Origin of the sequence: Moritella sp. 36 (assembly GCF_018219415.1) — a bacterium.
In the GTDB taxonomy this organism is placed as follows: Bacteria; Pseudomonadota; Gammaproteobacteria; order Enterobacterales; family Moritellaceae; genus Moritella.
Map to the genome: position 1 here is coordinate 1,649,999 of NZ_CP056120.1, position 22,471 is coordinate 1,672,469.

The following is a 22,471-nucleotide window of genomic DNA, read 5'->3' on the forward strand; positions in this document are numbered from 1 at the left end:
GAGCCTGATTTTGTAAGTAGTCAATACTTCTGCTGTTTCTTGACCACTTCATACCGATCAAAAAAGCTATCTGGCGTTGGCTTAATTTGCTTTTATTTAAGATTTAAATATGACATATTGTTTATAGAACAGTTGCTTGCATTGATTGATCACTTTTTCTTGGTGCGGGATTATTCATTCACGCAACATAATGAGTTGATATATGTCATTAGCTGTTGAGTTGATGTATGGAGATAGATTAATTTATATTTAAATCGCGTTTATAACATATAAGGAAGTATAGTTATTTATGAATAATGTAAAAATGGATAGTTTCATCAAAAAGTATGCGGATAAAAATTACAAATATCCGACGTTAGTTAGCCATAAAGGCGCAGTGATTGGTTTTGCTATGGATAGTGAATGTCGTATATGGTACACCGTTTTAGATCTTGCCCATGGCGATGATGAACGTGGTCATTTAGACGTTAATTATTGGTCTGATGATCTTAAAGAACTTCAATTTACGAATGAAATTGCACAATCCGGTTTCTCTATTGCTGGTAGCGCTAAAATACCACGAGTTAAAAAAGGAACGCGTACTGAGTCATCTGAGCCTTTAGCATCTGATGAACTGGACTATTTTCTTTCTTCAACAGCCCGTTTTACAGCTGATGCACCTTTTCAGGTTATCTCTGATAATAAATATTTATATTTATTTAGGCAGTCTATAGAGCCGAGTCATTTGGGTATGACATTCAAACTCAACTCTGGCGATAGTACGGCGATCCGAGATCATGAAGACCTTGTTAAAGGCCGAGGAGGAAGTAATGTCCCTTTGGTTAATAACACATTATTATGCGATCGATTTGTGTTATCTGATATTAATATTTTTGCGAAGCAAGAAGTGCGTTTTCGTCGTAGTGGCCATAAAAGCCAACCTGATAGCAGCAAAGATTGCTTAGGTTCGAAAGATATGTCAGGAAATGTATTTTTTGAACCAACCCAAGAGCTGGACTTTATTTCTAATTTAAGAAATGGTCAATTTAATGTATTACTACTACCAACGCAAGTCGCAGAAAATAACCGTTGGCAATTTTTTAGTTATAACAAACTATCACATAATATCGACCTATTTAACCTTAAACAATCAGAAGATGGATTATTTGATACTAAGGGTGAAGGTGGGGATGACCTTGCACTGAATAAATCCAGTGTTGCTTTCAATAATCTTTCGATTGAGACGGGTATATCTACGACGTTATACTACCAGCAAGAAAAACATAAAGAGCAAAACCCGCTTAAGAAAAGTGCGCGTATTATGATGTGTACAGGGGTTAAAGAAGAGGCTAATAGTAGCACCTTCATTGCTAATCTTGATTTTGCAGTTTCTCGATTTGGCTTGCTTACTACCGTGCCTGAAAATATCACATTACCGAAAATTAACCTTGCTCAGGATAAATTAAGTGCGGTTAATGAATATTTTTATATGGATGACGCTAGGTTAACCGTGAGTGGTTCAGTATTAGGCTTTGCGCAAACGGATACTAGCCCTTACTTATTTGATAGTGCAACTGGTGACTTGTCTTTATACTTTAAAGATGAAGATAATAAATTTAGCTGTGCCTATTATGATACTAATTTGACACGTAATCACTTAACGCTATCTGCGGGTGATACGACAATCGTAACATTCCGTGCATCGGTTGCTTCTGAAAATATTAACAATAGTACAATACATATCACCGATGAAGAAGGCAATGCAGGGTTATGCCGGGTATTAATTCCAAATTCAGATATCCGGTTGCCGAGTGAAATATGGAATAAAGTGCCACGGGAAAGTTTGGCATTTGCGCAAACGTTAAATGGTATTAACAAAGACTATGATTATAAAAAAAATGTATCTGATAACAATACCCTACTGAATAATGGCCAGTTTTCTTTACACAAGGGCTCATTGCTATTCTCTGTGAGTGCACTTGAATCTGGTATTATGATACAAAATGGTCAAGCAGAAACTGTCCAGACAGGTACCTCTTCTAAATGGAAGGTTGACGAACCCGGTATGTCACGACACTTTAATGGTGATGGCGATCACTTTTATTTACCCCAGTCTCAACTTGAATCAACTCAGTTTAATGATGAATTAACTGTTGAAACATGGATTAAGCCAGATAGAAAGAAAGGCGCTTCTTACATTGTTGACTATAATCGGCAAGATGTTAACCATGCAACAGAAGAAAGAGGAGAGAATTCTTCATTATCATTTGATGGTAAGCACGATTACATAGAAATGCCTTATTTAGATATAGACTATTCTAATGGTTTCACATTTGAAACATGGGTCTATTTTGATGGGTTCAATACTCGTTCACGAATTATAGAACTTAGTAATGGGCCGGGTATCGACAATATTGTGGTAGCTAATATTGACAATTCTAATGACTTGTTATTATTAGTAACGAAAGGTCCTGATACACACAGACTTATATTAAAATCAGCACTGGATGGAAGAAGCTGGTTGCATTTAGCGATAACCTTCGATTGTTCTGGATTTGTTACTGTCTATAAGAATGGGAGTGAGATTGGTACTAAGCAGATGGCATTACCGAATAACCTTCCTCGTAGCCAGACTTATATTGGCAAAGGAACGGATGCTGAACTCTTTTATGGTAAAATCGATGAGTTTCGAATTTGGACGTATGCTAGAACGGCTGAGGAAATAAAAGGTAATAAAGACAATCGGTTAACAGGTTATGAACCGTGTTTATCAACTTACCTCTGCTTTAGTGATAATAAAGTGAAGGATTTAAGTTGGAAAAATATTTCATGTGTGGTTAAAGGCCAACCTGAAAGTACGCTTGCATCTCCTGTAAAAAATGAAATGAAAGTATCGAATTTAGAGGTTGAAACGGCCACTAATTTAGCTCAACGAACTCATGGCGCTATGTCATTTGACGGTATAAATGATTATATCGAGATATCTGATGTGGACTTAGATTATTCTAAAGGATTCGCATTGGAAACATGGGTGTATTTTGATAATTTCAATAATCACTCACCGATAATGGAATTTGGTAATGGGGCGACCAGTGGTCAAAGCATTATATTAAGTCATATTGGTACAACGAGCGATCTTATCTTTCGAATTGCGAAAAATCAAAGAGTGCATGATTTTGTTTTAAGAGCAAAATTAGAAAAAAATTGCTGGTTACACTTAGCATTTAGCTTTGATGATTCAGGCTTTGCGACCGCGTATAAGAATGGCACTAAAATTGGCCAGCAACAGATGGTATTACCGGATAATTTAGTTCGACGTGAAAATTATATAGCTAAAAAAGCGTGGTCCGGTGCCAAACTCTTTAATGGAAAAATTGATGAATTTCGTCTTTGGGGACATACACGCTCGAAGCAAGAAATTTTAGACAATTTCCAGCGTAGACTACCACCAAAAACACCTGGGTTAAATGTTCATTTGGATTTTAATGCTGATGGCGCGACTGAAATTAGTCAATATCGGAATTTCAAGTTAACTCCCCATGGTGCCCCTAAAACAACAGCATCTTCGCCTGCTATTTATCTTTATCCGCAAAGTCACTTATCTATATTAGACACACCGAATACGGCATTACACTTTGATGGAGTAAATGATCACATTGAACTATCAGAAGTTGATTTTGATTATTCGAATGGGTTTACGATTGAAGCATGGTTATTTGTTGATAGAGCTGAAAACTGGAGCAAGATTTTCGAGTTAGGAAATGGAGGCGATTTTAGTTATCCACCTGATAATATCCACTTGTGTTGTCTAGACAACGAGGGTTTTTATTTCAGTATTATTAAAAATGATCGTAATTATAATTTTATAACTAAGGAACGGCTAAAGTTACAGGAATGGATGCTCCTTTCTATTTCCGTTGATAGCTCCGGTCTTACTACTCTTTATGTAAATGGTAGAAAAGTAACCTCTAAATTGCTCGCTGTACCTAATAATATACCCCGTGCAAAAAATAATATTGCTGATGGAGGCCTGGGATACTATGGATTTAGTGGCAGTATTGATGAATTCCGCATTTGGGATCATTGCAGAACAGAATCAGAGATTAAGCAATTTACATGGCAGCGTTTACATCTTGGTACCGAAGGTTTATTGACTTACTTGCGCTTTGAAAATAATCAAGCCAAAGAAGCGAACGGCAATCGTATTGATTGCAAGGTAGTGGGAAGTCCTCGCAATTCAAGCTCTGCACCGGCACAATATTTCATAACCGCCGATAAAGACAAAGTCGTTCAAGATTCAGGGTATCGACTTGGGTTATTAAACAACGCGCAAGATACGGCGTTAAAACTTAATGGTTCCTCAGATTTTATCTCTTTACCCGGTTTAGATTTAGATTACTCTAATGGTTTTACATTGGAAACCTGGGTTTATTATGATGAACTTCGAAACTGGTCCAGAATTATAGATTTTTCTAATAACAAGTCTGACAACATTATTATCTCTAATGGTAAAGATAATCGTGCTCTTTATATTAATGTGCGTCAGGGCGAAGAAAAGTATTCTTTTGATTGTATTGATGTATTAGAAGCTAAGACGTGGTTTCATTTAGCCGTTAGTTTTGATAAATCGGGTTTTGTGCATGTTTACAAAAATGGTACGTTAATTGGCTCGGAACAATTGGTTTTACCTGTCAATATACCAAGAATGACAAGCTATATTGGTAAGAGTAATTGGGCAGAAGATAAATTACTGAGTGGCCGATTGGACGAACTGCGTATTTGGGATCATGTTCGTACAACGGATGAAATCAATAATAATATGCACACGACGTTGAGTAATCATGAAGTAAATAGCTTACTCGCTTATTGGACGTTTGAAAATAATCGTATTAATGATAAATGTAATCAAGATATTACAGCTCAAATAAAAGGTAATCCAAGAAGTACAGAATCTGCATTTTCTTCATACCAAATTTTTACTGGTGTCGGTAATCGCTGGGAGTTAAGTGATAGAAAATTCTCAGCTGATTATTGGGCTCATTTAGCCGCGATATATAAACAATCTTATGCGCTCGAATTCAAACAAGGCGATATGCTTAATGTTACTCATTCGGCAAACTTAAACCGCCAGGATGCGCTGACGATAGAAGCCTATATCAGTGTTAATGATATTAATCATAAACACACGATAATCAGTAAAGGTTCTCTTTATTCTGCTGAACCTTGCCCTTATAGCCTCAGTATTGATAACGGGGGGATGCTTACTTTTTCTTTCCAGGATACTCAGGGGTTGACACACAAACTTCATTCACTACAACAAATAATCCAACCTAATGAATTTTATCGTATTGCGGTGACTAAGCGGAAAACATTTGCTAATCCGGTTGATGGTTTACTCGGTAAGACTGGTACGATTAATGCGGAAGCACTTTCTAGCTTAGAAATTAATATTCCAAGTAGTGGTGGTGTTGATACTAACTATAACATTTGCTTGTATGTCGATGATATTTTAGTTGCAGAGCAGGGATTTTCTGACATAAAAATACCTGGTAACAATGAAAATATTACGATCGGAGCCGATCCTTACCAAGAACAGCATAACTTTATGGGGATCATGTCTGAGCTAAGAATATGGGGTCATGCATTGACAGAAGTTGAGTTATTTAACCCTATAAGTGTTGATAGCCAAGGCATTATGGCCTACTGGAAGCTAGATGATAAGCAGGGTAATAAAGCATTTGATTCTGCGGGTGGTAACCATGCCCAAATTAATGGTGCTTGTTGGATTAAAAACCCGGATTATGCAGGCAACACGCTTTCTTTGTACATGAACGGAACGCCTTTAAATACGAGCACATTATCATATGATCATTCTCTCGTGTTGAATAACACGACCGCATCAGAATTTAGCTTAGGTGCAAGGCGAACAGATATAGGGCCTGAGGACAACTACAAAGGGGATATTGATGAAATTCGTATTTGGAAAACGGCTCGAACACAGGAGCAACTCTTAGATAATTTGTTTACACGCCTCACAGGTGAAAAACAAGATCTGATCAGTTATTACACATTTAATAACAATGATAATGATGAAATCGGTGACATTTTTGATTCAGGATATAGACAAAATAACTTGATCCAGCATGAACGTCAGCATATAGCAAAACGTCAAATATCAACGGCCCCAGTGTCACAAAACCTTGCTCAAATACGTTCAGCTGTCACAGCACTTGATTCACCATTCCATATTTCTATTGATGGCTCTCCGGCAGTACAAGAATATGCTGATCTTCAGTATGGCTCAGATAATGAGTTAAAAGGGGTAATGAAACGTTGTTATACCTATATTGAGAAGGGGCAGTGGAAATTAGTAACAGGGCACAAAGTTGGCAATTTAATTACAGAGTGGGCTGGGCAAGCACAATTTGATCCTCAGATTGTGGGCTATATGGAAGGTACACCACCGATACCAAGTGAAAACATGACATACGGCACTGCGGGTACGGGTACAGGTATTTATGAAGGTGATGGTTCTTTTATTGAGTTTACTCAAGCCACTGAGGTTGATTACAATTATTCTGCATCGAGAGAGCATGGTTTTGATTCTTCATTTGAAGCAACAATGAGTGCAGGTATTGAAGCTGAGATAGAAAACTTAATTGCACCATTGGGTATTGGTATTTCTATTCCTGCTCGGTTTGGCCTTACTGCCGGGGGAACAAGAGGATTTGAATCGAGTGGTGGCTGGGTTGAAGATAAAACCTCATCGATAGGCACAACCATAACGCGTAGCTTTTCAGCATCATTAGGTGGTGCTTGGGAAGACCCCTCTAATATGGGGAACCCTGAAATTGGACGACGTTGGTTACCAGCAAGTGTTGGCTTTGCTATTGTTCAATCTGAAGTGGCTGACATCTTTGCGTTGCGTCTCGAGCATAATAAAGCGCTCGTTTCATATCGATTCCAGCCAACGAAGGACGTAGCTAAGGATTGGAATGTTATTTCATTTCCTCTTAATCCTAACTATGTGAAGCAGGGTACCATCGATGGTAAAATGGGCTATGATAAATCGGGACATGTTATGTGTGATCCTGATTATCCAAATGCCACACAGCCGGGTGAACACAGCTATTATAAGCCTAAAAAAGCATTTGCGTTAAAGCGTAAAATTGAGCGTGAGCAGCAAGAGCTTGCAACCTATTATAAAAATTATGGCGCAGCACCCTTAAAAAATGGGCCTTTGAATGGTGCGATGAAAAGTGTTCAAGGCTTGTCATCGGCATTAACAGCTAATTTCTCCACTGGATTTGGTGTTGAACCTACAATTTCTAGCTTTAACGAGGCGATGAAATCTGGTGCAGCGTCAGAAAATTTAGGCTTAGCGGATAAATTTTCTAAACGAAATATAGCGAACACATATATTTGGACTGCAGATGGTGGGATCTTTCAAGAAACCCACGATACGATGGATGTTTTGCAAGAAACAGCCAGTGGTAATTATTCTTTTGCAAGTAGTGATAGCTTCAATACTCAGTTTGAACTTGATGTGGCGAGTGCTGCTTTTTCTTTGGAAATGGATGCGAGTTTAAGTGGGAAATTGAATTTAACACAATCTAAATCAAAAGAATCATCACAATTTTTCTCGATAGACGCGAACGTAACTTGTTCTGGTGATATGCAATGTCATGAGCCAGAGACTGGTAAACCTATTTATAAAGACGGAGAACCAGTGAATACTGTTGGGCGTATGGATGCTTATCGTTGGATGACCTTCTATTTAAGATCTGACGAAAAGAACTTTACGGCGTTGTATGATACCGTGATCGATCCATTATGGTTGACTGAAAGTTCGCACCCAAGTGCAATTGCATTACGTGAGGCGAGACAAACGGAAAAAACACCACCATGTTGGAGGATCCAGCATATTGTTACTTTTGCCAGTCGAATCCTGCCTGATGTTGTTAATAATACTGCTGAGCCTATTGTACAGGCGATGAAGAAAATTAATATCAACAGTAATTGGGAGCTGATTAAGCGACTAGATCCGCTGATTAAAAATAAAAGTGTTAATGCGACTGCTTTTTCTAAAGACGTTAAGAAAGTATTAGCATTGCATATGCCAGAAATGTTACCGCATCATGAGGAAGTGGCTCATTGTTTATCTGACTATTATGAAGGGATGAATTCGATAGCATCTGCTGATTAATACATAAATTAACCTGTTAACAAGCAGAATATATCATGGTAAATCTTGATGTATTCTGCTTTTTTATGCGTGTAATTAAGGTTAGTTAATTACACGGTTTCAGTTGTCAGAAGGCAAAGTAGTTTGATCATTTCTCAAAAGTAACAATAAAGTTTGATCAGATTGTATAATTATTGAGAAGCGCTAATCTTCAGTTTGCGGAGAATGACAACAAAATAATAGCATCCGATGTAATGACAATGTTGACTGTACATTATCATTACTGATTAATGTTTTGAATTTTTTAAGAAAATCAGTCTGAAAATATTTAGGTACTTCTACGTCAAAGTTATCACTAGAAGTATAGACTTTGACCGCGCCAGATTTAAAGATTTTGAATAGCTCTTCATTAGTCACATTATAAGTGAAACTATGCGCTTTAATTGTGGAAGGCGTTAGCCCCGAATGTAATAGGAGATCTTGAAATTGTTCTCTTGTTTCTAAATGTAAGCAAGGAAACTTGAAATTTTGGTATAACTCCGGGAAATGCGTATTAAAAACTTGCTCTACAAGTATTATTATTTCTTCGCACCATAAGTCTCTGTATGGTGTTTGAATTGCTACAACGCCATTCGGAGCGAGTAAATCAGCAATTCGACTTAATGCAATATCATGTCGTTCCCACCACTGAAAAGATGAATTAGAAAAAATTAAATCATAGTCATATTCAGGCGTAAAATCTTCAATTTTTTGACATATAAAATTTAATTTTGATGCTGGGTAGTTATTCTTAGCAATATGAATCATTTTTGATGATGGGTCTATGGCATCAATTATTGCATTCGGATATTTTAAGTTTAATTTATGAGTTACATTCCCACTACCGCAACCGATATCTAGAATTCGTTTTGGTTGGACATGATCAATCATATTAATCAGGTAATTCGCAGCATCTTGCTGAACAATATTATTAATTGAGTACTCTGTTTCATATTCCATTATTGACGCCTCGACTTAAAAATACAATATCATACCATTCTATATCAATGTTTTATAACAACATTTAAGATTGGTCTTTGATAGTCTAAAAATTATCGAGGGTATAAAAAAGTAGGAATACCCGATTGGATATTCCCGCTTTTTATTATTCGTTAATCCTGTGAATCTTTATAGATATCACATCACGATATAGACTGGCCAACCTAACAAACCTGTTAGCCCTTCTTTATATTCAAATCGCTCTAATCGCTCTGGACTCGCATCCTTTAAGCGTAAATCCCGGTAGTTTTTAGCAAACGTTAATGTGCGTAGTAGACCTGGCGTAAAGTACTGACCTAGCTCAATCTTTATGGTCTCGGCAAGTGGCGATGGCAACTCGGACAACGTCAGCTTAATTTGTTGATCAAGATGTTCAATCGAGAACCAGACGTCTTCAAGTTCAATTTTCGCTACGCGTTGCTTAAGATCTGGTTTTACTTTAACGGGACCAAAAAATAGACGGTACAGTACCACTTCCGCAAACACGCATTCAAGGCTTAAACAATCTAAAGGATCGTAGCTTGATTGCGCATAGAATTGCTTTAATAAGCATGCAATAGACTCTTCACGGTTAAACTCTAACAGCGCGTCTTGATAACTCTGCCAGCCCTGCCATTCATCTGCATCACTCGGCGTTGATATTTTATCGAGTAAAGTCGGGTCTATGTCCCCATATACAGATTTACCGCTCAGCTTATATTTGCTGACACGGCTTAGCATACTCCAACCTTTTTGGAAGGATTTTACAACCCCGTTTGGTGCTAAGAGCAGTTTAAGAGCATGAGCAAGGTCGTGATTACTTAGTGACATTAATCCTAAGCTTGCTACACCGATTACATCGAAAGCTGCATTTTCTAGCAGGTGCATCTTGTGTTTATTATAAAATTTATCAGCTAGTTTAAGGCTCATTAGCACAGCTTTGCTTTTAATTTCTGCAAGTTGTGCTTCATCTAATAGCGCTTCTGCTTGACCATAATCGAGAACTTTACTTAAAAAAGGTCCTTGATTGCCGTCTCTTACTACAATTTGCATTCGGGATCCTTAATCAAGAAAACTAAACATGTCATCTACTTCAGCGTATTCATCATCAACTTCATTCTTCTCTTTTGCTTGAAGCACTAATTCATTGACGAAACTGTCGATGATAGCTACCCAGCTTGAATTTTCGCTACGTAGTAAATTCTTAATTGATTTTTCAACATCAGGTGCAAGTTCACGGATCAAGGCGAGTAGGCTACGTGGATCGTCAATACTTAAACTGTGTGCCTCTTCTTCTGCACTACGTCCTGTATAACCCACAGTTTCGCCATCATCTTCATCATCATAGTTATCAGTGATGTGACTTTGACGTTCAGCTTCTACTTTTGGAGCTAACAGATATTCAATGAAAGGGATCGATAGATAAAAAAGACCTGCTTGGTCTTCAGCAATACATTCTAAAATAGCTGTCTGCTTTGCTTCTGTATTTTGAATTCGGATAAGGTAAGTTAAAAAATCAAATGTATGCTGAATTAGCTCATCTGCATTGTTTTTAACTTTTTCTTCCCAGTATAGGGGTTGCTGGCAAACAATATCGCGGATCTGTTCAGGTGTCATCAATTCTGACATGATAGAAGGACAAGAAATATCATGGTGACTGTTTATCTGCGTTAAGGTCACGATATCCATCTGCTCGATCACTTCAACTAAAACGTCATCAGTCATAGTATTAGCCATTAACTCAAATTTCTTACTTGCCTGTTGAGGTTCTACATCTGCAAGTTGTTTGATCTCGATTACGGCTGTTTCAATTAAGCTATTCATTATTGCTCTTCCTCTTCCTCATCAAATTGATCGTAATAGCCTTCTTCTTCGTCTTCGAGGCAGTCATCATGATCTTGACTAGCTGGAGTAGACAGGTTCTCATTTGATAATAAGAAGAGAACAATACAGCTTTCTATTAATAACGTTTCCGAGTGACCACGAGCAGCTAAAACAAGCGGTATATCAGCATTATTAAAAGCAACGGTTGTTTTAAACTCATTCCATTCAGGCAGAATGCCTTCTTTTATCCATTGAGCCCACTTGATTTTTGCTTCAGGTGGAAACTTTACTTTATCATAAAGTGCAATCGGCAGATACTCTGGCACAGATGCGAGTAACTTAGGGTCTGCTAGTAAAACAGCCTTCATTTGGCTAGTAAACTGCTCGAGTGCATTAGGAGTGTCGGGATCGTTATACGACTCGATATTGCTATATGCGTCTTCTTTTAATTGTTCAATACGTTCGAAATCTATTGCTGTCGCCATGAATACTCTGAAATTAACTTATTGGGTAAAATTGGTCCCACAGCTCGCGCATAGCGGCGGCAGGGTCGGTCACGATTACGTTACTGAAGTTTTTTACAAACTCGCGTTTTAGCTTCGGATTTGAAAGTACTTCATACGCATTTCTTACTCGTAGCAGCTGAGCTTCAGCATGCACTCTCTCATCGTCTGATGCGCCGAGTAATTTATCAGGGTGAAACCGATTCGATAGACGTTTGTAGGCTTTCTTAACGTCGTCTTCATTTGCATTCGGCTTGATACCAAGCACACTAAAGTGGTTAATCATAATGTTACCTGTGGCAGATTAGCTCAACCAATAATTTGGGAGGCAGAAGTTTAACGGCTGAAAGGTCAGAGCACAACACAAAATCGAATATTGTTGTGGCTTAATAGCTTTACTTAGTCGCTTATAAACAGTCATAAGGTTTATACTCCTCTGTTTTCTCCTTATCCTATTTGTATTTATGGTCATTTTAACGGAACTTCAAGTATGAACAAGTCCAAAATGCAAGTCACGTAGGTAGTAAAATTATATGCTAAAACATCCGATTTAATGTAGTATTGCGCTCAATATAGATGCGAAATCCGGCTTGAGCAGGTTTTCTTTTTGGAGTTATAAATGAAGTTCAGTCCCTTGCTAGATCAGCTGATTAATGATCTACAAATTTTACCGGGTGTAGGCCCTAAGTCTGCACAGCGTATCGCTTTTCATATTTTAGAACGCAAGCGTGATAATGCTGTATCTTTGGCGCATTCTTTAGAGAAGGCAATGATTGAGATTGGTCATTGCCAGCAGTGTAATACGCTGACTGAATTAGATATCTGTGCTATTTGTGCAAACCCTAAACGTCAAAGTGAAAAAACACTTTGTGTTGTTGAAGGTCCCGCTGATGTTGCGGCGATTGAACAAACCAATCAATTTAGTGGTCAATATTTTGTACTCATGGGCCATTTATCACCATTAGATGGTATCGGACCGGGTGAAATAGGCTTAGATAAGCTAGCCGAGTCATTAGCATCAGGTCGCTATGAAGAGCTTATTTTAGCAACGAATCCTACCGTTGAAGGCGAAGCTACTGCCTATTATATTGCTGAAATAGCACAAGAATATGGTGTGAAAGCAAGCCGTATTGCACATGGTGTTCCAGTGGGTGGTGAATTAGAGTATGTAGATGGAACGACCTTGTCCCATTCATTACTTGGTCGACAGCTAATCTGCTAATTATCAGCCGATATTGTTAATAAATTCAGTTAGTTGATTGATAAGTAGAGAACAGTAAACATCAGTGTGGTTGGAATAGACAATGTTAACATTGCTTTGAATGTATTACTAAAATTCATAGAGACCTCAGTCTTAAGAGTTAAGTAATAACATCCTTGTTATTAATATAATGAGATAAAGCATAGCAATTTAGTATTGCTAATACTAGCCAAAGAACAAAAAAACCGATAGCTCTCACTATCGGTTTTTTATTATTGTCTACTGTAAGACAAACCTAGGACTAACAGGTTAATTAAGCTGCGAAGTTAGCGGCAGCGAAATCCCAGTTAGCTAGTGCCCAGAAACCTTTAAGGTAGCTAGGACGTAGGTTACGGTAATCAATGTAGTAAGCGTGTTCCCACAGGTCAACTGTGATTAGTGGTGTAACACCAGCTTCAGTGATAGGAGTACCAGCGTTAGAAGTGTTAACGATTTCTAATTCGCCTTCAGCGTTTTTAACTAACCAAGTCCAGCTTGAACCGAAGTTGTTTACTGCTTTGTCGTTGAATGCTGTTTGGAATGCTTCGAAAGAACCGAATTTAGCGTTGATAGCGTCAGCTAGTGCGCCTTCTGGTTGACCTTTTGCACTTGGCGTAAGGCTGTTCCAGTAGAATGTGTGGTTCCAAACTTGTGCTGCGTTATTGAAAACAGGACCTTCAGAAGATTTAACAATCTCTTCTAATGATTTTTCAGCAAGCGGCGTGCCTTCGATTAGACCGTTAAGCTTAACCACGTAAGTGTTGTGGTGTTTGCCGTAGTGAAAAGAAAGAGTCTCAGCAGAGATATGTGGTTCAAGTGCATCTTGTGCGTACGGTAAAGCTGGTAGTGTAATACTCATAGGTATTTCCTTATTTATTGATAGCTAAAAGCTATCCATTGCTCATTATTGATTTAATTATTGCTGGAATACTAACGCTAGCGTTGAATATATTCAAGTATTTGACCACAATTGTATTGTTCAATTAATAAATTGTAACGAGTGAATTCATTTTTTATGAATTAGGCTAAATATAAAACAAAATAACCCTACAAAATAACGGTGTTAACCAAGCTATAATTAGCATAAAATGGCTGCGAAATTTGTATTTTTATAATGCATTCTATGGTTAGAGTTTAAATAACTAGATTCAAATAATAACTACAATAGATGTAAACGCTAAGATTTGTGAGGACACAATGGAAACTTTAGATAAAATCAAACAGCAACTTGCTGAGAACTCAATCATCCTATACATGAAAGGATCTCCAAAACTACCTAGCTGTGGTTTTTCTTCACAAGCATCACAAGCAGTAATCAATTGTGGTGAGCAATTTGCTTACGTTGATATTCTACAAAATCCAGATATCCGTGCTGAATTACCTAAATACGCTAACTGGCCTACATTCCCACAACTATGGGTTGAAGGCGAGCTTGTTGGCGGTTGTGACATCATCATGGAAATGTTCCAACAAGGTGAGCTTCAGCCATTAATCGCAGCAGCTGCAGCTGCAGCGAAAGCAAAATCAGAATAATAGTTTAATCTTATTGTAAAAAATTAAGTTACACCGATTGCATTAAATAAGTGATCAATTTATTGATATAGGTGTTTATTACAATAATAACTCGAATACCCAAAAGGGAAGCAATTGCTTCCCTTTTTTTATTTTCCCTTTAGCCAGGTCAATTTACTTGATAGAAAGTGAATCTTGCCTGACTAAGGGGGGACAATTCAATAAACGAAGTGAAAATAGGTGTTTTTGGTTATTTTCATTAAGAAATAATTAATTTATCTCTAGTTTATTTTATATATGTGTTGCATTTATTTTGTATTAGCCGTGTATTTGTGTTTTTCGGCTTCCTGCTCTTTGTTGCAAATAAGTGCTATATGTTAATGTTTTGTAAATAATGCTGGCTTAACCATTTCAAAAAGTGTATCTATGTCATAGGTTTAGAGTGTTTTATATTTTTGGTTATCGCTAGTTGATGACCTGCGCTCATATATTTTGACTAAAAGGAATGTCACTTTGGCTAATTCAACGCAACAACTTTTTGACAATAATGCATCTTATTTACAGTCCAAAGGCTATGACTCATTAATCAATATTGGTCAGAAAGAATTCGACTCTTTCAAGAATGATGTTCAAGAAACATTAAGTTTGAGCGACATTCGAGACTTGCATAGGGGCGGTAAAACCGCTGCGGTTCAGTTAGAAGCAAAGCAGAGAAACGTAGTAAAAAGGGCAAATCCGCAACTTCAACATGCGATGAACATGGCGATGGGGACCATGACTGGGGGCATACGTGGTTTTGATGATATTATCCCACCACGTGCCGATTCTTATGTAAAACAAGAGTCTGTCGCTTCAATGTTTTCACCAGCCGCTTACCTTACTGAATTGTATCGTGAAGGAAAAAAGCTACACGATGCTAATTCACCTGCCCAACTTAACCATCGTCGCCCTGATCTAACGTCGTTGATATTAAGCCAGCGTAATCTGGATGAAACGATCAGTACGTTAGCATTATCTAATGAGGTGCTTCGCACCCATATAAATGATGATGACCTTGATATGCAACTTGCTGATACGTTAATTGGTGTAGGACTGCCTTATCATGCACCTTTTAGCCGTTTGTCATCTTCGATGGCGCTGAGTAAAATTAAACTTGAAGAGATTACTCACCTTTTATCACCGAATGTTTTAGAGATAGAAGAAGAGGCTGATTGGCTCTTTAGTAATAATTTACCACCCACCTTAGCACAATATTTAACACGTCCTGTCGCAACGGATAGCGATGCACTTAATGCTTGCTATGGAATGGATAATGTCGATTATTTGAGTAATGTCGATAACTTATGCCGTTTATTAGACATTAGCCGAGAGGAGCTTGTCTCTTACTTATCTTTCCCGGCCATTTATGAATCAAAATCATGTTCTGCACCAAGTCGCTTTGATAGGCCTGTCGCCCCCAATGAATACAGTGGAAACTACATCAAAGCTGCGCATTATATTGGCAGCCCGGGTGAAGGGGGAAAGGGTCAGGTACTCCACATTAATGATGGTATATTATGTACACGGACTTTCAGTCATACGCCATTTAACGATCCTTCACTGGTTTACAGCTTGTCAATTTTACCTTCCGTAGGTGATGATAACGTAAGTATTTCAGTCGCATCGTCTTTAGCAGATGCGTCAGATAGTGCAGAAACCATAATCAAGCTTGATGGTAAAGATATTTATCACCAAAAGGCGAAATTGCAATATGGTAAATACGTTCATATTCAGCATACAATATCTAAGGCATCTATTACATTTGAGATTTGCAGAGGAGCGTCGGTTGAGGGCGGAATATGGCAGGGCAGTGAGACCACCATTACCTTTAACGAAGCTCAAGATTTAGAGCCAGCCGTGCTCATCAGACTTTATAATATGGTGCGTTACTGTAAGGCATCCGGTTTAACCCCCGAGATAATCGGCAATTTAATACACCTTTCCGGCGGCAACATTACCAATGAGACATTTAAGCTTACATCTCATGCACTAAAACTGATAAATAACGATAGTCTAAGAGAAGATGATGCGGCGGTATTACTTGGTAGTGATATTAATGCTTATGCACTCGCAGGGAAACTCAATCAGTTTGATCGTTTGTTTAATAATCCTTGCCTAGGTGAACAGTTGTTCTCTGTTTGTGATTTAGAGGGATCAATCTCCTTTGATTCAACGCATTCTGAGACGGCATACGAACGCAGTGTACTTCAGCGAGCATTTGGAGTTGATGATGCAGGATTACAGATGCTTTCTGTTATTTGTGGTGTGGACACAAGACTCAGTCTGACTAACATTAGCAAACTTTATCGTATTGCCATGCTGGCTCGTATTCATCAGTTACTGCCACAGGAATTAGCCTACATCGTTAATCTCATCGATTTATCAGATAAAATTAACAGCACAGAACTTCATGATATTTATACTTGCCATCGTGCTGTCTCACAAGTATGTAAATGGTTGGTAGCTGAAAATATAGGTGTTGTTGAGTTAAAGTCGATGACGATGAAACCAAGTGACTTTGTAACGGACCTGACACCTGATATTGAAAGCTTTCTGCGAACCTTATATCACGCTGGACAAAATATAGCCCCAGAAAATTGGCTGGAAGCGATAGCTCCAAGTGTTGCGGCAGGCTTTGGACTACAGCATCACGAGCTTGCTTGCTGTGTCATGGATTGGACAGAGAAAGTGGCGCGTGGTAGTGATCTTAACATTCATACTATGGCCGACTATTCGACAAGTATTAATCGCTTTTTTGATTCAAATGAAAATGTGAATGTGAATAACATTGTTCAGTTTACGCATTTAATGAGTCAGCTTGCCTGTATTGTTAAAATGTTTGAGTTATCAGTGGTTGAACTAAGGCCGTTATTAAAAAACGCAGGCTTGTTACCGGGGGGGAATAAGAATTATTTAAATATATGTGTCGATACATTACGTGATTTTAGTGCATTAAAAACCGTTGAACGTCAGGTTGGCCAGGGGGGGGTTGACGCGCTGTTGCATTATTATGCAGAGGGTCAATTAACGCGTGGGAATATTGCCATTGTGTTCGCCGATAAATATCCGCAGAGTGAAATAAAGGAAGTATTTTATGCTTGCTGTAAAACGGATGATAATGCGACGGTAAGGCAACTGGGTCAAATGGTAGAAATACTTGAATATACGCGTGAATTGAATTTATCAGTGCATAGTTTGTTACAGCTTTCGACGTTGAGGAATGTGTCGACATACACTGATTTTAAACAGGCTGCGGATAGCGTTGAAGCCACATTGCCTGAGCATAAAAAGGACATGTATCGACAGCAACAAGAGGAAACCACGAGTTCTGCATTATGCGGTTATTTCTTATTAAATGAAACCACAGACATGGACTTATTTGGTGGTGAAAATCGTAATGGCATATATCAATATTTATTACTAGATAATCAGGTAAGTGGACAAGTTCAGACAACACGAATTGCAGAAGCGGTGTCAAGTGTCCAATTGTATATTAACCGTTGTCTGCAAGGTATGGAATTTAACGTTAATACAGATAGGTTTACAAGTCGGTTCTTTGCTGAATGGGAGCAGTATAATAAGCGCTATAATAGTTGGGCAAGTGTGTCGAAACTGGCTTATTATCCAGAGAATTATGTAGAGCCTTCATTGCGTTATAATCAAACAAACTTGCAACAGGCACTACTTTCACAAATTAGTCAGGATAAGCTGAATCAAGACGTGGTTGATGATGCTTACCTAAGCTATCTGAGTAGCTTTGAAGAAATAGCAAATTTAGAAATGCTGAGTGGCTACCATGACGCGCCGAGATTATCTCAAGGTTATACCTACTTTGTTGCGCGCAGTGCGAGTCAGCCAGCCCAATATTACTGGCGCAGTCTGAATAATGACATGGGGGATGACTTAGGCAGTTATACAGCCTCTGCGTGGAGCGCATGGGAGAAAATTGAAGCCCCTATTGCGAATGCTGTTAATGATGAAGTTAGACCGGTGATGTTTAATAACCGACTTTATATTGCTTGGATAGAAAGCACTGAGAAAGCCGAACAATCGGAACCTACCAATGGCGCACCGATTATGCAAACGGAGTACAGGTTAAAGCTTAGCTATCGCAAGATTGATGGAACTTGGTCCCCAGAAAGTAGTTACTTTATTGAGTTTGATGCGCAATCAAAATTTCATATTACATACACAGATAAAAATAAGTGTCTCCTTGGTTATGTTTATAAACCAGAAAAACAGGATGATTTAGCTGGCGAAAAAGCATATTTAATTGATTTTAATATGCAGTGTACAGAACAAGATGCCGATGTATTTAAAGCTGTACTTGAAGGAGGGTTAGGAAGTAAAGAACATAACTATATCATTAGGGCGCTAAAAAAAATCCCGCTTAATGTGCAAGTAAGTTCCGATGAAGATGATAGAACTGGCGAGGATGAAAATGTACAATGTATTGTCTCTGCACACCTAAATAATAACGTATCCCCCCCTCATTTGGAGTATGACTGTCAGGCAACTGTAACAAGCAAGAAAGGAAGTTGGGATTGTATACCTGTTGTTGCAGATCTTCTTCAATGGTTTATTAAAATTGAACTCGACATGATAAATACGGAGATAGATGAAAAGGGCCGAATTAGACCTGTATTTAATATTATGCGGAGTCATCGTGAAAAATTTTCTCGGATTAGGATAACGTTATGCGTAGGAGAAGGACCGCGTAAAAATCCAAGTAGTGTTGTCCGTAGAGAGGGCGGGAGTTACGGAAGAAGAATAAGAGCTGCGAAGTTCGAAGAATTTGATGCGGTTCCTAAGTATAAAATGTTTGTGGCAGTGCTTGATTATTATGGGAATGTTCACAGAGGGATTTGTACAGTCGAGCTAAAGCCCAAGATTTCTCACAGTTGTTGGGCTGATAACCCTCTGTCTGGTCAATATTATATACCTCAAAATATTGATACCCAAGTACATCAGTCATATGAGACTCCTTTTGATAGCGAGAGTGAGACTATAACAGAATCATTTGTCGTATATGATGGAAAAAAAGAGATATATCGAAATACCTTTTCTTTAGAGGCAACAGGTGATGAGTATTCAAGTGACCGAAAAGAAAACGCACGTATTGTCAAAGGCAGTAATGGAGCATGTTACCTAGAGTTTACTAATAAACCCCGTCAAACACGACTTAATACCTTATTCGCAAAAGAACTGGTTAAAAGGGCGTATGCAGGTGTTGATAATGTGTTGACTTGGGATACACAGCAATTAGCTGAGCCACAATTAGGAAAAGGCTTTTATTGCAATGTGATTTTAGATGAATACAACCCGGCCGTAAATGGTAAAAGTAAGTGGTTTAAACTACATTATGCGAACTTTTATGCAGAAAACGACAGTCTTTTAGCGTATGAAGGTACGTTGTCAGAGACAAAAAAAACAACCGTACAATTGTTTTTCCCTTACCCAGACAAAGGTAATCATGGTTGGTGTAATGGTGGTTCTCAACAAGCTCATTTGGAGGTTGAATATCAAAAATCCCATTATCGGGCTAGTGATGGGAAGTCGATCATTTTCACCTATGATAGGGACAGTAATCGTGTCATTCAGGTTAATAATGACCAAAAGGCGCTTGGCTTCTCATGCAGTGAGGAAATGGTTAACCAGGCTCATGATGAACCGATGGATTTTAGTGGCGCGAATGGTTTGTATTTATGGGAACTGTTTTATTACACCCCGATACTGGTTGCAGATAAACTGCTTCAAGCACAATCTTTTGAAGATGCAGAGCGATGGCTAAAATATGTATTTAGCCCATCGGGTTATGTTGGTGCGCGTAAACGGCGATGGAATTCTCGCCCGCTACAAGAAGATCGGGCGTGGGATGCGACTCAGATAGAAACAACAGATCCAGATGTAGTGGCATTAGCGGATCCCATGCACTATAAAGTCGCGACTTACATGAAGTTGCTGGATATTATTATTGCCCGTGGGGACATGGCGTATCGCCAACTGGAAAGAGACAGTTTAGCAGAAGCGAAAATATGCTATATCACAGCGGCGAACTTTTTGGGTGATGAGCCAAAGCTGTCCTTGAATTCATCGTGGAATGAACCGACACTGCATAGTGCAGCAGATAAAATGACGCAATCCTTGTTACCTGCGTCGAAAAACCTACTTAGTACGGATGCTAAAGCGGATACTCAAATATCCCCTTCGTTGACCGGTTTGTTTTTGCCTTGTGAAAATGAAAAGCTCAAAGGGTATTATCAAACGTTGACGTTACGTCTGCATAACCTACGTCATAATCTGAGTATTAATGGTCAGCCGCTAACGCAACCTATTTATGCACTGCCAGTAGCCGATTCTAAGTCACTTCAAAGTGCCGCAGTTGTAAGCAGTGCTGGTAATAATGGGGGCTTGCCGAGCAATATCACTATTGGCATCCAACGTTTTCCAATTATGTTAGAAAATGCCAAAGGTATGGTTAATCAGTTAATGCAATACGGTAATGCCCTCACGTCCGTGTTAGATCGTAAAGATGGCGAAGCATTAAATGCATTATTGCAAACACAGGCTAAATATTTAATGAAGCGCAGTGTGCAAATGCAGGATGTGAGTATTAAGCACATGGAGACAGAGCAAGGTATTTTATCTAAAACCTTGATCGGGGCTGAGACTCGCCGTGATCATTATCAGGTATTACTGGATGAAGGCGTAAGTCACGAAGAGCAAAGAGCAATAAGTGAGCGTATTGCATCTGGTACTCTTGGGCTTACCGCTAATGCAATGCGCACAACGGCCGCAGCACTGGATATGGCACCAAATGTGTTTGGTATGGCATGTGGTGGTTCTCGATGGGGAGCGATACCTGAAGCTATCGCATATGGGATGGACGTCACCGCCACAGGATTAAATATTGCCGCAGAATCACGTACAACATCGGAACAATACCGTCGCCGAGGACAAGAATGGGCTCTTCAACGGGATGCTGCCACGCATGAGGTAACACAACTTAAAGCACAGCAAGAAAGCTTAAAGATCCAGCTCGAAGCAACGGTGCTGCAAAAAGAGTATCTGATAACGCAGCAGTTCCAAACGCAAGCTCAACTTAATTTTCTTAACACTAAATTTAGCAACGATGCCTTGTATAGTTGGATGCAGGGGCGACTTTCGTCGATATTTTATCAGTACTATGATTTGACCGTGGCTCGTTGTTTAAAAGCTGAACTGGGTTATCAATGGGAAACATCTGATACAGCGACTTTTATTCGACCTGGAGCATGGGACAGTAATCATGCGGGTTTACTATGCGGTGAAGCCCTCATGCTCAACCTTGCGCAAATGGATTCAGCTTATTTTGATTGGGATAACGATGCGTTAGAAGTCACACGGACTGTCTCTATGGCCACAGAGATGGATTCAAGTACGGATGCCTTTAATCATTCCGTTAAAGCTGCACTTCAGGGGGCTAAAGCGAATGGTGAAATTAAACATGAGTTAAAGCTAGAGGAAGACAAATTTAGTGCAAAATTAAATTTATCTGCATTAAATATAGACAGCGATTACCCGGAAGATTGCGGTGTTTTAGGGAAGCGAAAGCGGATCAAACAAATCAGTGTTTCTTTACCTGCACTGCTTGCGCCGTATCAGGATATTCAGGCTGTATTGTCTTATACAGGAACCAATACGAATATGCACATAAGCTGTCGTCAGTCGGCTATCTCGCATGGCATCAATGACAGTGGTCAATTTCAGCTTGACTTTAATGATGGTAAATATCAACCGTTTGAAGGGCTGCCAATTGCGGGGGATGATGAAAATTCATGTTTGACCCTGAACTTTCCAAATGCGACGGGCAAGCAACAAGCTGTTTTGGAAAGCCTTAACGATATTGTATTCCATATTCGGTACACAATTACCCAATAATTCAACATGAAGGTATAAATAATCTGAGAATGAGCTTGCGGTTAACGCGAGCTTTTTTCAGTGCGTTAAATTGCTACTCGCCTCACTAATTAGATGCAACTATTAGGCTTTGTTTATTCATCGAGAGATTATGCTGAGATACTCAGTTGTCAATTGTTGCTAAAATGTTAAGTTTTTGTAGATACTTATGGATTAACTATCTAAAAAAGTGTATTTATATCAGTGCTGTAGGGGTTTTGTGGCTTTAATGCT

The 22,471-nt window shown here is 38.8% G+C and carries 10 protein-coding genes; 4 read left to right on the forward strand and 6 right to left on the reverse strand.

The annotated features are described in order from the left end of the window. The first annotated feature begins 289 nt into the window (after positions 1–289). Positions 290–8,185, forward strand: coding sequence for a LamG domain-containing protein (locus HWV03_RS07550; protein WP_211679157.1), 7,896 nt, complete (start codon positions 290–292; stop codon positions 8,183–8,185). Positions 8,186–8,368: 183 nt separating this feature from the next. Here the strand turns inward: HWV03_RS07550 and HWV03_RS07555 are convergent, their stop codons facing one another. The 5 genes from HWV03_RS07555 to atcJ all read right to left on the reverse strand — a co-directional run bounded on the left by HWV03_RS07555 (position 8,369) and on the right by atcJ (position 11,794). Then, positions 8,369–9,163, reverse strand: coding sequence for a class I SAM-dependent methyltransferase (locus HWV03_RS07555; protein WP_211679158.1), 795 nt, complete (start codon positions 9,161–9,163; stop codon positions 8,369–8,371). A 177-nt stretch (positions 9,164–9,340) separates the two neighbouring features. Further along, positions 9,341–10,234 (reverse strand): cold adaptation protein AtcC, encoded by an 894-nt coding sequence (gene atcC / locus HWV03_RS07560; RefSeq protein WP_211679159.1) that lies wholly within the window; start codon positions 10,232–10,234, stop codon positions 9,341–9,343. A gap of 9 nt (positions 10,235–10,243) precedes the next feature. Further along, positions 10,244–11,005 carry a cold adaptation protein AtcB gene (gene atcB / locus HWV03_RS07565; protein WP_211679160.1) on the reverse strand — a complete coding sequence of 254 codons (762 nt, stop codon included), beginning with the start codon at positions 11,003–11,005 and terminating at the stop codon, positions 10,244–10,246. Next, complete coding sequence (gene atcA / locus HWV03_RS07570; protein ID WP_211679161.1) at positions 11,005–11,490, reverse strand: cold adaptation protein AtcA; 486 nt, start codon at positions 11,488–11,490, stop codon at positions 11,005–11,007. Before atcA ends, atcB begins: the two co-directional genes overlap by 1 nt. Positions 11,491–11,503: 13 nt before the next feature. Then, a complete protein-coding gene (gene atcJ, locus HWV03_RS07575; protein WP_211674770.1) occupies positions 11,504–11,794 on the reverse strand; it encodes a cold adaptation protein ActJcold adaptation protein ActJ in 291 nt (96 codons plus the stop codon). Between the two features lie 333 nt (positions 11,795–12,127). Here atcJ and recR point away from each other — a divergent pair, with 333 nt between their 5' ends. Continuing rightward, on the forward strand, positions 12,128–12,730 hold the full coding sequence (gene recR / locus HWV03_RS07580) for a recombination mediator RecR (protein WP_211679162.1): 603 nt from the start codon (positions 12,128–12,130) through the stop codon (positions 12,728–12,730). A gap of 292 nt (positions 12,731–13,022) precedes the next feature. Here the strand turns inward: recR and HWV03_RS07585 are convergent, their stop codons facing one another. Continuing rightward, positions 13,023–13,607, reverse strand: coding sequence for a superoxide dismutase (locus HWV03_RS07585; RefSeq protein WP_211679163.1), 585 nt, complete (start codon positions 13,605–13,607; stop codon positions 13,023–13,025). A gap of 338 nt (positions 13,608–13,945) precedes the next feature. Between HWV03_RS07585 and grxD the strand changes: the two genes are divergently transcribed. Further along, positions 13,946–14,281 carry a Grx4 family monothiol glutaredoxin gene (gene grxD, locus HWV03_RS07590; protein ID WP_211679164.1) on the forward strand — a complete coding sequence of 112 codons (336 nt, stop codon included), beginning with the start codon at positions 13,946–13,948 and terminating at the stop codon, positions 14,279–14,281. Between the two features lie 492 nt (positions 14,282–14,773). After that, on the forward strand, positions 14,774–22,219 hold the full coding sequence (locus tag HWV03_RS07595; protein WP_211679165.1) for a Tc toxin subunit A-related protein: 7,446 nt from the start codon (positions 14,774–14,776) through the stop codon (positions 22,217–22,219). The last annotated feature ends 252 nt before the right edge of the window (positions 22,220–22,471 follow it).